This is a genomic window from Brevibacillus brevis, from assembly GCF_001039275.2.
GTDB classification, from domain to species: Bacteria; Bacillota; Bacilli; order Brevibacillales; family Brevibacillaceae; genus Brevibacillus; species Brevibacillus brevis_C.
Genome location: NZ_CP030117.1, coordinates 2,692,411 through 2,705,999, shown reverse-complemented (window position 1 = coordinate 2,705,999; position 13,589 = coordinate 2,692,411). Strand labels below are relative to the sequence as shown.

At 49.2% G+C, this 13,589-nt stretch carries 9 protein-coding genes and 1 pseudogene; 3 read left to right on the top strand and 7 right to left on the bottom strand.

Annotation, left to right across the window (positions count from 1 at the left end; all coding sequences use genetic code 11):
* Positions 1-5: 5 nt before the first annotated feature.
* The 3 genes from AB432_RS13750 to AB432_RS13740 all read right to left on the bottom strand — a co-directional run bounded on the left by AB432_RS13750 (position 6) and on the right by AB432_RS13740 (position 2,829).
* A complete protein-coding gene (locus AB432_RS13750) occupies positions 6-968 on the bottom strand; it encodes an L-threonine 3-dehydrogenase (RefSeq protein ID WP_048032750.1) in 963 nt (320 codons plus the stop codon).
* Entirely contained in the window at positions 965-2,158 is a 1,194-nt protein-coding gene (locus AB432_RS13745) for a glycine C-acetyltransferase (protein ID WP_017248237.1), read from the bottom strand. Before AB432_RS13745 ends, AB432_RS13750 begins: the two co-directional genes overlap by 4 nt.
* A gap of 293 nt (positions 2,159-2,451) precedes the next feature.
* A complete protein-coding gene (locus tag AB432_RS13740) occupies positions 2,452-2,829 on the bottom strand; it encodes a (2Fe-2S) ferredoxin domain-containing protein (protein ID WP_048035797.1) in 378 nt (125 codons plus the stop codon).
* 146 nt (positions 2,830-2,975) lie between these two features.
* On the opposite strand from AB432_RS13740, the gene xerS reads away from it, so the two are divergent.
* Entirely contained in the window at positions 2,976-4,088 is a 1,113-nt protein-coding gene (xerS, locus tag AB432_RS13735) for a tyrosine recombinase XerS (protein WP_048032749.1), read from the top strand.
* Between the two features lie 94 nt (positions 4,089-4,182).
* Here the strand turns inward: xerS and AB432_RS31055 are convergent.
* Positions 4,183-4,284, bottom strand: a pseudogene (locus AB432_RS31055) (manganese catalase family protein); the annotation flags it as partial.
* Positions 4,285-5,114: 830 nt separating this feature from the next.
* Here AB432_RS31055 and AB432_RS13720 point away from each other — a divergent pair.
* Both AB432_RS13720 and AB432_RS13715 read left to right on the top strand, forming a co-directional pair.
* Positions 5,115-7,772 carry a hypothetical protein gene (locus AB432_RS13720; RefSeq protein WP_235617682.1) on the top strand — a complete coding sequence of 886 codons (2,658 nt, stop codon included), beginning with the start codon at positions 5,115-5,117 and terminating at the stop codon, positions 7,770-7,772.
* A 140-nt stretch (positions 7,773-7,912) separates the two neighbouring features.
* On the top strand, positions 7,913-9,484 hold the full coding sequence (locus AB432_RS13715) for a carboxypeptidase-like regulatory domain-containing protein (RefSeq protein WP_048032748.1): 1,572 nt from the start codon (positions 7,913-7,915) through the stop codon (positions 9,482-9,484).
* Between the two features lie 462 nt (positions 9,485-9,946).
* Here the strand turns inward: AB432_RS13715 and AB432_RS13710 are convergent, their stop codons facing one another.
* The 3 genes from AB432_RS13710 to AB432_RS13700 form a co-directional block, all read right to left on the bottom strand.
* The gene (locus AB432_RS13710; protein WP_048032747.1) at positions 9,947-10,762 is read right to left on the bottom strand and encodes a transglycosylase domain-containing protein; all 816 of its coding nucleotides are present in this window, start codon (positions 10,760-10,762) and stop codon (positions 9,947-9,949) included.
* 105 nt (positions 10,763-10,867) lie between these two features.
* Complete coding sequence (locus AB432_RS13705; RefSeq protein WP_048032746.1) at positions 10,868-12,451, bottom strand: acetate--CoA ligase; 1,584 nt, start codon at positions 12,449-12,451, stop codon at positions 10,868-10,870.
* Positions 12,452-12,588: 137 nt separating this feature from the next.
* Positions 12,589-13,587, bottom strand: a complete 999-nt coding sequence (locus AB432_RS13700; protein ID WP_048032745.1) for a branched-chain amino acid ABC transporter permease — start codon at positions 13,585-13,587, stop codon at positions 12,589-12,591.
* Between the last annotated feature and the right edge of the window lie 2 nt (positions 13,588-13,589).

Here is a 13,589-nt window from a genome sequence, read left to right as displayed (position 1 = left end):
TTCGTTTATCCGACTTGCTGGAGCAACTTTCCCCGCAGTTTTGCGAGCATGTCCTCAGTCATTTTGTCCAAGTCGTACTCCGCTTTGAAGCCCCACTCTTGCATGGCAGCCGTAGCATCAATCGAGTTCGGCCAGCTATCGGCAATCGCCTGACGCACAGGGTCGACTTCATAAGAGAGCGTAAACTCAGGAATGTGTTTACGGATTGCTGCTGCTACATCTTCTGGCTCAATGCTCATCGCAGTCACGTTGAACGCATTGCGGTGAATGAGCTTGGAGGCATCTGCTTCCATAAGGGAAACAATCGCATTCAGCGCATCAGGCATATACATCATATCCATGTACGTTCCTTTGCCAATGTAGGACGTATATGCTCCATGCTGGATCGCCTTGTAGTAAATATCTACCGCGTAATCGGTCGTACCACCACCTGGAGGCGCTACATACGAGATCAGACCTGGGAAGCGTACACCACGCGTATCTACCCCAAATTTTTGATAATAGTAATCGCAGAGCAACTCACCGGATACTTTATTGACACCATACATGGTCGTAGGGCGTTGAATCGTGTCCTGCGGCGTGTTGTCCTTTGGTGTTGTCGGACCAAATGCACCAATCGAGCTCGGTGTAAAGAACTGGCAGTTCAACTCACGCGCTGCTTCCAGAGCGTTTACCAGCCCGCCCATGTTCAGGTTCCATGCCAAGAGAGGCTTTGCTTCAGCAGTTGCAGACAACAGGGCAGCCAAATGCATGATGGTATCTACGCCATGTTTCTTCGCCAGCTCAAACATCCGGTTCCCGTCTGTGACATCAAGAACTTCGAATGGACCCGATTGTACGACAGGATCATCTTCGTTTTTCCGGATATCTGTGGCGATGACTTGATCCGCTCCGTAAATATCGCGTAATTTCATGATGAGCTCGGAACCAATTTGTCCTAACGCCCCGGTTACCAGAATTTTTTTCATTTCAGGATCCCCATTTCTTTCCCAACTTTTTCGTAGATGCTGAGGGCACGATCCAACATTTCTTTGCTATGTGCCGCTGTAGGCATATTCCGTACACGGCCCGTTCCTTTTGGTACAGTCGGGAACACGATCGCTTTCGCGTACACGCCCTCTTCATACAGTCGCTTACTGAACTCCTGGGTCTGCTGTTCGTCTCCGATAATGCAAGGAGTGATAGGCGTCTCGCTCTCCCCGATATTGAAGCCGAGTTCTTTCAAGCCTTTTTTGAGGTAATGTCCGTTATCCCACAGCTTGTCGTGCAGCTCGGTGCTGTTCATCAAAATATCGATAGCCGCAATGGAAGCAGCCACATCCGCTGGCGTTAACGACGTCGAGAACAGGAACGGTCTGCTGCGCACTTTGAGCCAGTCGATCAACTCTTGGCGTCCCGCTACATAACCGCCGACTACTCCAATTGCTTTGGAAAGTGTTCCGATTTGGAAGTCGATTTTATCAGACAAGCCAAAATGCTTAACCGTTCCTGCCCCTTTACCGAGAACACCAGAGCCGTGGGCATCGTCTACATACGTAATCAAGTCATATTGTTCGGCTACCTCTACGATTTCCGGCAGCTTGGCGACATCACCATCCATCGAAAATACGCCGTCTGTAATGACCATCAGCTTTTTATATTTGCCGGATTCTTTCGCTTCCTTCGCTTTCGCACGCAAGTCATCGATATCGGAGTGATTCACACGAATAATTTGTGCACGAGACAGGCGGCATCCATCAATAATGGAAGCGTGGTTCAACTCGTCAGAAAGAATCGCATCATCCTTGTCCATGACAGCAGAGATCGCAGCCATGTTGCAGTTAAAACCAGATTGGTAAGCAATAGCTGCTTCCGTGTGCTTGAAGGCAGCGAGCTTTTCTTCCAGCTTCACATGCAAGTCCAAGGTTCCGTTAATTGTACGTACAGCCCCTGCCCCTACGCCGTATTTGCTTGCTGCTGCGATCGCAGCGTCCACAAGGCGTTGATCAGTAGCCAAGCCCAGATAGTTATTGGAGGAGAGGTTGATCAGTTCTTTTCCTGCAATCGTAATGACAGGACCGTTCGCGCTTTGCAAGGGGTCAATGACGTTGTACAGTCCCTTGCTCTTCAAATCTGTCAGATTTTCATGTAAAAAATGTTCAAGTGTTTTGCTCGCCAACGAGAATCCCTCCATTATTCAGCCATCGATTAGTAAGTTCCACAAAAACAATTGTTCACGCTGTATGGACACATCATTTTGATAAAATTCGCATAAAATCAACTTAATCTACAAACATTTTACCACCATTCACTTAAAACGTCCACATCACAAAGACATATTGTTGACGCTTTCAATCATTTTCCTTTCGATGCTGTCATCTCTCCTACTTTCTCCTTTTGTCGTAATTCGTAGACTCCTGAAAATGAAAAAACCACTCTCTAGCTTCCTATGAGCAGATCGTGGCCTTTTCTTCATTTTTTTGCCTTTTGTGATTTTAAGATACCAGGCTTGGTGTCGATCGTACGCACAAAACCGTTTGTTTCGAAGCGATGCGTCATCAAGGCCTCTACTGGTCTGCCATTTTGAAAATGCTCTTCCACCAACATCTGTGCATCCTCTGGCGTCACGTTTTCATACCAGATTCCCTCAGGGTACACGATCATCACGCATGCGTCCTCACATCGCCCGTTGCAGCGCGTGCGAGTTGTATGTACATAGTCATCCAAGCCTGCGTTGGTAATCGCTTCGCGTATCGCTACCGTAACCTCTTCGCCACCCTTGCGCATACAGCTTCCACCATTACAAATCAGCACGTGATGCTTTGTCTGAGATAAGTCCCATGTTGCCACTTCATATCCACTCCGTTCTTGTCCAATATCCATCCACACTCCCCATCATGACGGTTTCTTGCTCAATTTGCAATTCCCAGAACGTTTGGTTTTTGATAGAATATATGTTCGTATACGATTTACAAAAAGATGTTGGTGGTGAAAGCATGTCCGTTACCAAACAGCGCGATGCCTTGCAGCTTTTGCAGACAGTCGGCTCCTACCCATGGTATGTCGAAAAGTTTATTGAGCATAAAAAAGCAAAAAAGAATTCCCCCTCCACCTTGCTTGGATACCTTCGCGATTTCTCTTTTTTCTTTCGCTGGATGATGACAGAAGGATTAAGTACCGCAGCGGATATGAAGGACATTCCGTTAAGCGACTTGAATGACTTGAAGAAGGAAACGGTTGAAAGCTACATCTTATACTTGCAGGAGTCGCATTTGTATGAGCGATCTGCTTTGCTCTCGAACCCTACCAAAAGCGCGAAGAAAGAGTACAGCGACCGTACGATCAGCAGAAAAATATCGAGCCTGAAATCGCTTTTTCATTACTTATCCGCTCTCGCTGAAGACGAGAATGGGGAATCGTATTTGACGCGGAATGTACTCGCCAAAATCGAGCTGGAGATCACGGAGCTGACTCCCCTCGCGCGCGCCCATGCCATTCGGGCAAAAATCCTGATTGACGACGAAATCTATCAGTTCGTCGATTTTGTCTACAACGGCTATCTAGCCCATTGTGATACGGAGAAAAAGAAGCAGTATCACATGCAAAACCGCGACCGGGATACTGCCTTGATCGCGATGATTCTCTCCGGTGGCTTCCGAGTGTCAGAGATCGTCAGTCTCGATCTATCCGACATTATTATGGAAAAAAACCAGTTGAAATTGATTCGCAAAGGAAAGAAAGAGGACGCTCCTTTTTTCAGTGATTGGGGCAAGGAGTACTTAGCCAAATACTTGCAGGTGCGTGACAAATACAATCCCGAACCGCAAGAGGACGCTGTTTTTCTCGCTGTTTCCCCTACCAATCCAAATGGGCATCGCATTGAAGTGCGGTCTGTCCAAAAGCTGGTCAAAAAGTATGCCAAAGCATTCGGCATCCCCGATTTGTCTGTCCATAAGCTTCGTCACAGCTTTGCTACACAGTTTCTCCGGTTGAACCCTGACCCCCATCAGCTCCAAGCACAACTGGGGCACTCCAAAATTGAAACGACCATGCAGTATGCCCATGTATTAGAAGATGCTTTGGGCAAGGCTGTGAACCGAACTACTTAAGCAATACGTCAACAAAAACCAGTGACCAAATCTGCAAGCACACATGTGCCACTGCCGACTGGTCACTTTTTTACGATCATTTTTCCCCTTCACTCTACATCTCCGCTGACCTTTGCAAGCGTTCCGCGATTTTCATAAAGTCTTCCCGCGATACACCTGGCGCAAATTCTTCTGGCAGTTCATCTAAGTCCGGAACAAGCGGCTTTTTGTAGCTATCTACTTCTGTCTTTTTTAATACTATCCGTTTTTTTCTAACGCTATTAAATCATTTCGTAGAATCGCGTTGTTGTCTATGCTCATTTAGAGCATCCATCCAAATCGTAACTAGCTCTGCAAAATACTTTGTTTCAATGATCGACTCCAATTCCTCGCCGGTGTCTATACCCGCTTCTAGTTGTTCCTCAACGGATGGGTTAAATATTCGAGTATAATCCCTCCCTATTTCCGAACTGTATAAATTTCCTGTCCCTTCTGATACTTCCGCTTCTCCGGAAACAACTCGTTGTATCCTATCTAAGCTGAGGCTTTTTGCGAGTTCCGACCTAACTGATATTCCAAATATTCTTGAACTAAGGAGTCCTTGTCAAAGTATAGCTTCTAAAGTTATACAAACCTCAGCGTTTTTAGAAGTGGCTTTGGCTTTTGTTTCGGTTTCTATCGCCCACATTTATGCTTGAATTGCGCTGATTGGAGGGCTTTGAGAGTCTTTTTTACTTCTGGTGTGAGGCCCCCTCTTTCAAAATTTACAAAGAATATGTCTTGGGCTGTTTTATTGTGCAAGCATTTTTCCATGGGATGAGTCCCGAACTGTCTTTTTTGACGTAACAATCATCTAATGGTTTATTTACATTCATTCATTAAAGTAACGTTTTTTGGATAATCTCATGTCTAACAGCCAAAATATCTTTTGATGAAATAGAAAAAGGTAATTTCTATGTATAAATCTATAGAGAAGGAGGAGTTTCTATGGCTCTTTTGGTCACACACGTTGGTACGTCGGCAATCGCAATACCGGGGGCTGGTACCATGTTCAAGATTTGGTCTTACAAGATTGATAGCATATCAGGATCAGGACCAGGTTCAGATATAAAGGAGGGGCAGCGGTGGGCTCTTGCGCTGCCGGGTAATGTTAATGTGCAGGACCCGAGCTTCTTCCCTAACGTGACCGCTTTGGAGGGGACGTTCGTTTCGCGAGATCTTGCGTCAGGTCTACAGTACGTGGGTCGTACTGCCAGCTCTACCGGCAATCTGACCATCGCTTTCGTTGCCCCTGCCCGCACGTCCTCTGGTAATGTGCAACTTTTCAAGTCAACACCCGGTAATGCGTGGGTGTCTATGCCATTCGCCGCCACATCGGACGGTACTCCCAGCCAAACTCAGCTCCTCCCCCTGCCAGCTCCCGGTGCACCTGCATACACCGGTCGACCTGTGTACGATTTCGTCGGTACCCTCCCATACGCCAGTGAGCTCTTCGGCGTCTACCAGCCCCTGGCCGGTTGGTTTAGCTCACTGTCTGCGATGTCAGCCGCCGCGGTGCATCCCGAGACTGTGTTTGCGGGGTTGACCCGTGAGCGGTTCTGGGGGGACAGCGCCAGTACCTTGAGCGATGAGGCCCTAGCAGCCCTAGCAGAGCGCTACGAGTCCCTCACTGCTGGTGTACTGTCCCCGGTGGGGCTTGTGAACCTCTTCAGGGAGTACTTCTTTGAATTCGATACTTTCCTTGGCGCACCTGCGGGTCACATCTGGGTCAGCCCTGGGGGCACCGTGGAGGTGATTGAGACCAGTACCCGACGCACGCTGGTTGAGAAGGTTGCCGAGCAAACGGAGGAGATTTCCCGCAAGACAGAGGATACCCTCACGGATCAGGACGATGTCGCGGACTCAGTCAAGGAGGAGAACTCCAGAGACACCAAACTTGGCGTCAGTGCAACTGGTGGTGTGAACGCCCCTATTTACCATGCCGATGCAAGCGCCAGCTTCAGCACTCAAAACACAATCAAGCGGGCCTCAGAAGCGGTACACAAACAAACTCGTACGCAAACCGCCAAGGTCACTAGCGAGATCAGGCGGAATTTCAAGACTAGCTTCAAGACGGTGACCGAGACCACCGACACATCTAGCCGCCGCTATGTCCTGCAAAACATCACCACGGAACTGGTTAACTACGAACTTCGGCGCAAGATGCGCAAGATCGGTGTACAGCTGCAGCACGTCGGTACACGGCTGTGCTGGCAGGTGTATATCGGCGAGCCTGGCAAGGACCTCGGACTGGGAGACATGGTTCATGTGGTAGATGCCCCGGATCTTACTGCAATCAGTAAACCCGAGAAGTTGCCACTTCCGGCGGACAAGCAGGTGCCATTCCACTTTGATCTTCCGTTCCTCCATGACGCGGGAGAGGACGATGAAGCCGTTAATACTTATACGCCACATCCCGACAACGTTTGTCGCGGGCTGAGTAAGCCTCTTGTCGGCACAGACAACACCATCCAGTTCTGCTTTGATATACAATTGCCACCACCTCCGCAGGGCTATTCCCTTAGCCAGATCGTTTCTAAAGACCATCACGGCGCCCAGATTGAGTACAAGTGCGATCTGCTGACTGAACTTAACAAAATAAAGCTACAGTTGACCTACGCCAATTTTCAAGGCAAAAAGTCCCTACCCATAGACTTTATCTTACTCTACATCCCGACGGAGCAGGCCAAGCAGGATGTTATCCAGGCCAACGCTGATGCTGAAGCTGCCTATCAGAAGGAGGTATCACAGCTGCAACACGAGGCGTACGGGAAGGCCGTCCGCGAGCGACTGCGACTGGTTAGTTCAATTCGCCCCCGATCTGCTGAGGACCTGCGCAGTGAAGAACGCCGGGGGGTGTTCCGCAGACTAATCCGTCGGCTAGAGGAACTCAATCTCTACCCCCAGAGCCCGAATCCACTCCCGTATCTGGAATCGCAGCAAATCCAGCAATTCTTTGATGTGGAAGAGATGCTGTACTTCGTCGCCCCCGACTTCTGGCGTCCCGGACCGGTGTCTCCCCCTCCCCCAAGCAGAAATAGCGTTGGCAGATATCCAGTGCCCCCCGAGAAGGAGGACCCGCTGGTCGGGACCAAGCCGCTGCCGCTCGCAGGGCAGACCGTGGCTGGATGGTACTCCAGAGCGGACGAGTACAAGGCGATCAACGGGCAACCCGAGTGGCGGGTGAACTACCTCATCACCGAACAGACCCAACCCGCGCCCTTGGGCAGTTCTCTGGGGTGGCTGATCCAAATCGACGGCGATGAGCGACGCAATGAATTCCTTAACGCCGCGTGGGTGAAGGCGATCTTGCCGATTCGGCCCGGACAGGAGGTCGCAGCCCTTGCTTGGCTTACACAAGTCGAAGGAGAGATCGCCCTTGGCCTCCCCTACCCCTACCAACAAGGGGACCCTGAGATTTTCCAGGGTAAGAAGATCGGTGAGGTCCTGCAGATCGTCGCGCAACAACTCAAGGAGTCCAATACAGTAGTCGCCAATACTTTAGCAGCGGAAAAAGTCTTTGAAACCGGATTCGATCCCTTGGCCGGCGGCTTCCGCCCTGCCGAGCCCTACCAGATTTTCGACCAATGGGTCGAGATCCTACCGACTGATCAAGTGGCTGCCGTAGCCGTACGCTACGACCCCAGGACGGGCCAGCAACTTTGAGAAAAGGGGCGATGGCTCTCATGCCATCGCCCAATACATTGGTGCCGTTACCTTAGCAGAGACGATTCAGATGTAAAAAAGGCGAATGTTGTCAATGGATTTTATGGGCAGATTGTATAGTTTGAGAAGGGAGGGTCCAGATGGACCTAATTATCGAAGTCAAGGATGCCGCAGGTGCACCAATCAGCGAAGCTGATGTTTCTGTCGTCGTGTCGGAGGACCGCAAGACCGGTAAAACGGACGAGCGAGGCCAGGCCGTTTTTCGACCACTGCCGGACGGACTCTTCAAAGTCGAAGTAACTCACCCCTTATATTTAGAGGAAGAAGTCGAGGTCATCCCGCCAAACGGAGGCGGATCTTTTATTTGGGGCAATCCGGTGTGTACTGTATCACCTCCCACAACCGTCATCGTCCGCTTGTCACGAATCCGTGCCGCTCCTCTTTTTCCGATCTCCGATAAAGAATTGAAGCAACGTAATGCATTCAATCCGAAGGGAATCTTTACCTGGATCGACCATGCTGGGAATCCTACTGGTCGTTACTTGGCAACGTTTAACAACGAGGAACCCTTTATTCCAGTGAAACACCCCCTATTACCCACTAACCCTACGGAAGGGTGGGGGAGGTTCAATCACGGTGAACCAGTCAAGATCGAACCGAGTCGAACCAGTGATCTAGTTTGGTTGGAATGGGGAATCGGCGAGAAAAGTCCCCGTTTTCTCGTAGCTATTTGGGTGCCGCGCTGGCGTGGTGTCACTCCGAGCAAACTCGATTTCGTTATCTTCTTCCCAACTAACACCGACAAACCCGAACACTATCCTCCACTAAATGAATATCCTTACAAGGCCTGGAAAATTAACAATACCCTTGTTCAGCCGTACCCAGCGGAGGCTCATCGTTTCTTGTTCCGCGATAAATGGCTTGTCTACCAATTGCTTGCAGCTAAGCGTCAAGCAGTGGTGGTGGTTCCAATCCAACCATCCGGGGATTGGGGCCCGTTAGCTCACGCCGCAGGTCTATCTCGGCTTTTAGCCGAGGTCACTCACTTCCTTCATCGTTCAGGTTACACGTCAGGAGGTAATACTAACCATGATGAGGATCGTGCTCCCATACCTCCGCGTTTTCGCTTCAACCGTATCCACCAACCACCCCCCTCGGTACAACGAGTCGTTTTAAGCGGTTTTAGTTCTGGTATGAAACCAATAGCAAACATGATTCCAACCCAGATCGGTCAGAAAATAGACGATCGGAGTTTCAATATCAACATCAATGGACTCAACGGGCACACCCTCTTCGGCGCGGATGTGGCTCCGTTTCTTAATGCTTGGAAGGAGGTTTGGAACCACGATGGAGAAGCCGACGCTCGAGATGCCCTGGATAAATACCTCCCCGAATGGTTAAGACGGGATTCTCAGCGGATGGCGCGCTGCTACCAAACCGCTTACACCGGATCGGAAGGTTGGATTGACAAAAGCCCACTGGTCAAATTCACATCAGGACCACCCTTGAGTCCTAAAAATGGGTTGATTGCGACAGAACGACACTCAGACGACCGCTGCTCCCTGGTTTATTTCGGTCATGGATATTTGAAACATACAACAGGCTCTCCCACGATTGCTCCAGCGTTTTGGAACGCGAAAGATATTCATCAATCCGTGCCTATGGTCACATTCGGTCATGCCGCCATGCTGAGCGGTTTGTCTAAGTTCTAACTTGGAAATACCTTAAAAATTAATACAGGCTCGTGTAGACTGGTTAATGCAGAAATTTGATTACGATAAAAAGGAATCCAGCCTTCCAGTAAATACAACAAATTGGCAGCTATATTAGTGTAGAGGTATTACTTAAGGAGCTTCAAGATTAATTTTAAAGACCATTTTTAGTACAAGTGAGGGATGCGCATTAAAATCCTTGTAAGAAAACGGTATTTCCTACAGGGGTTTTGATTCGATTCTTAGCTGGGGTTTTCTGTTATTCTTCTTTCAAAATAATCTTACCCAGCATCAGGGTTTGAATTACCAAATTTAGGTTGTAAAGAGTTCCAATTGTTCCAGCCGCATGAACAAACACAATATCATTAGTTGACCTTCTATAGTCCTGAACGCCTTGAGGTAATTCGATTCCAATACCAACTATCCCCTGCCAACCAGACAGGGGATTCTCTTGCTTTCTATTTAATTTGCTACACGTTTGACAGCGGGAACTACTGCGATTTGCTCCTTTTTCGCCAACGTACTTTCCGTTTGATCAATCACATCTAACTCTTTCATCCGGTCCAACACAACCGCTTGCCGTTCTTTGGCTCGGTCCCAGTTCTTTATCGGGGAGTAACGCTCTGGTCCTTTTGGTAAAGAAGCCAGCATTGCCGCTTCTCCCAGTGTTACCGCTCGATCCCCTGTTTCTGTTGCTTTTTTTCCGAAGTAAAAGGGAACAGCTTCGCCAATCCCGTATTTTCCGTGCCCGAAATAAATAACGTTGAGGTACATTTCGAGCAGTTCTTTTTTGCTGTATCGCTGTTCCAATTGCAAAGCGATCGCGATTTCCTTCCCTTTTCTGGTCATCGTTTTATCGTTCGTCAGAAACAGGTTCCGCGCCAACTGCATGGTAATCGTACTTCCGCCCTGCACGTAGGCACCTTCCTTGATATCCACCCAGATTGCCCGGCTCAATCCAATCGGGTCAACCCCTGGATGCTGCATAAACCGATGATCCTCTATCGCAACGAACGCCTTCCACACATGGTCGGGCATTTCGTCCAGCTTTACATAGCTATTGGATTGCTGTACAGCAGCCAGCTTTTTTTCATCTATCCATATATTCCCTGTCCACGCGAGCACGATCGGTGCCAGGATGGCTACCATCATGATCACGAGAAAACTGATACGCAGTCGTTTTTTCCAACGAACACCGAGATTCTTGATGCTCTTGGGCATGCTTGCCGCTTCATACAAGTCGGTGTTTCTTCCTAATGGGATTGGAAGGTGGTTCATGCTGCATTCCCCCTTGCCTTGCTTCTACTCACATTGTAGGGGATGCGCGCATTTCGTCCCATCGAATCCACTTACAGCAATCTTACAATTTCGTAAGACAAACCATTACGAATGCTGATCTTGCTGTGCCTCCTGCTGTCGCAGCTCGATCCGTCTGATTTTACCGGAGGTCGTCTTCGGCAGTTCCTGTACAAATTCGATTTTGCGCGGGTATTTATACGGAGCTGTTAATTGCTTCACATGGTTTTGCAATTCCCCGATCAACGCTTCGGATGGCTCATTCCCTTTTTTCAGGATGACAAAGGCTTTTACCACATGACCACGCTCTGGATCTGGACTAGCAACCGCCGCACATTCCGCTACTGCCGCGTGCTTCACCAACGCATCCTCGACTTCAAACGGACCAATTGTATATCCACCTGAGATGATAATGTCGTCTGAACGTCCTTCGAACCAGATGTAGCCATCTTCGTCCATGCGACCTTGGTCACCCGTCACGTACCAGTCGCCGCGAAACGCTCTGGCTGTTCGCTGGGGATCATCCAGATAGCCTTTGAACAGCGCTACCATATGGCGATCAATGGCAATATCGCCCACTTTACCTACCGGCAGCTCGGCTCCTTCTTCGTCAATAATAGCGATCCTTACAACTGGCGATGGCTTGCCCATCGAACCTGGCCTCGGCTCCATGCCGACAAAGGTACCCACCAGCAAAGTATTCTCTGTCTGTCCGTATCCGTCTCGCACGGTCAAATGGAATACGCGGCGGAATGTGTCGATCACTTCCCGATTGAGCGGTTCACCGGCGGAACATGCGGAGCGCAAAGCGGACAGCTTGTATTGTTCCAAATCCGTTACTTTTGCCATGATTCTATACTCGGTTGGCGTCGCACACAAGACAGAAACCGGATACTTTTGCAGAATTGTCAAATAATTTTCCGCAGAAAACTTTCCTTTATAGACAAACGCAGTCGCTCCCAGCCCTAACGTAGAGACAAACGGGCTCCAGATCCACTTGGCCCAACCAGGCCCAGCCGTTGCCCAAACGACGTCACCTTCACGAACGTCCAGCCACTGCGTAGCGGCCACAGCCAAATGCGCAAACGGCCAACCGTGAACGTGCATAACCCCTTTTGGTCCCCCAGTCGTCCCTGATGTATAAGACAGGAAGGCCAGCTCATCCGACTTCGTGTTTACTACCTCAAATTCTGTGTCCTGCCCCTGGAGCAACCCCTCAAGCGAAATCCACCCTTCTTTCTCTTCGCCAGTCGTGATGTAGTGTTGCAGTGTAGAACAGTTACCTCTCGTCAGATCAACCTCACTCATTGCTCCCGCGAAGCTGATCACAGCCTTGACTTTTGCATGATTGATCCGGTACTCGATATCTTTGGAACGCAGCATCTCTGACCCTGGCAAAATCACTGCCCCCAGCTTCAGCAGTGCCAAATAGAGACCATAAGCCAATGTTCCTCGGGAAACCAGGACGAGTACCCGATCCCCATGCTCAATTCCAATGGAACCTAGACCATTTGCGATTTTATTTGAATATTGGCGCAAATCTTCGTACGTAAGGATACTTTCTTGACCTTGTTCATCTAGCTCCCAAACCGCTCGTCTCTCCGGATGTTTTTTCGCCCATTCGTCCACCTGGGCAGCGAAGTTATAGTTCACTGGCATGTTTAGTTCCATAGGCACATCTCCACCTTTTCTAAGAGTGATGAATAATAATTCGACATAACTATAATTCTTACCTTTTTCTTTCGACAAAAATGGGACAAAAAAAGGCCAACCTTTTGCATGGGGTTGACCTCCCTTCTTTATTCCTGTCACTCTACTTGCTCCGTGATCGTTGCAGCCTGCCCAGAACGCTGTTTTCTTTTTTCCCTCCACTCTTGAAAGCTGCCGACAATTCCGCTCGGAAAGCAGAGCACGACCAAAATATAGAGCAAGCCAAGGAAGATGACCCATCTCTCGAATATGGGGTGAAGCTTCGCCAACTCAGTCAGCCCGTGATGCGCCAGCTCCACGATCCCCGACCCCAAAATAGAGCCAAATAGCGTTCCCAGCCCACCGATCATGCTCATTAAGAGCGCATCCAGCGTCGTTTCAATCGAAAATACCTGGGTGTTTACGAATCGCAGCATGACCGCGTACAAGCCTCCACTAATTGCAGCAACCACTCCAGCGACAATGCTGACGATTACCTTATAATGAAGAATTTGATAGCCTAACGCTTCCGCGCGTTGTTCATTTTGACCGATGGCTTTCAGTACCTTTCCGAGTGGAGAGCGCGTAAACGCCCGCAAGATGACGAACAGCATGACCATTAGGATCAGGCATACATAGTAAAAGGACAAACGATCACGAAACAGCTCAGGCACCGGGAAGGTGAAGCCATCGCCACCCATCGTCAGCGAGCGCCATTTTTCTGCCAACACGAATAGCAGTTGGGAAATCGCCAAGGTCAGCATCGCATAAAAGTGACTTTTCAATCGCAAGGACAGCATCCCGATCACATAGCTGAGAAAACCGGAGAGCACGATGGCAACGAGTACGCCAAGCAAGAAATAACTGATCGTCGCCTCAAAATTTTTCAGGAATAAAGACACGGAGTACGCACCTATTCCGAAAAACATACAGTGTCCGAACGAGACGATCCCCGTATAGCCGAGCAACAAATCAAAGCTCATCGCAAAAATCGCAAAGATAAAGATTTGGGTGAACAAGATGTACATGCTTCGCGAGTCAGAAAGAAACGGCAAAACCGCCAAGGATAGAAAGACAAAAACAATAAATCGATGGTTCAACAATCCGGACGTAGTCAACG

Bases quoted from the DNA above. Each gene is read 5' to 3' on its own strand.
- AB432_RS13750 (WP_048032750.1), bottom strand. From the start codon at position 968: ATGAAAAAAATTCTGGTAACCGGGGCGTTAGGACAAATTGGTTCCGAG.
- xerS (WP_048032749.1), top strand. From the start codon at position 2,976: ATGTCCGTTACCAAACAGCGCGATGCCTTGCAGCTTTTGCAGACAGTC.
- AB432_RS13720 (WP_235617682.1), top strand. From the start codon at position 5,115: ATGTTCAAGATTTGGTCTTACAAGATTGATAGCATATCAGGATCAGGA.
- AB432_RS13715 (WP_048032748.1), top strand. From the start codon at position 7,913: ATGGACCTAATTATCGAAGTCAAGGATGCCGCAGGTGCACCAATCAGC.
- AB432_RS13710 (WP_048032747.1), bottom strand. From the start codon at position 10,762: ATGAACCACCTTCCAATCCCATTAGGAAGAAACACCGACTTGTATGAA.
- AB432_RS13705 (WP_048032746.1), bottom strand. From the start codon at position 12,451: ATGGAACTAAACATGCCAGTGAACTATAACTTCGCTGCCCAGGTGGAC.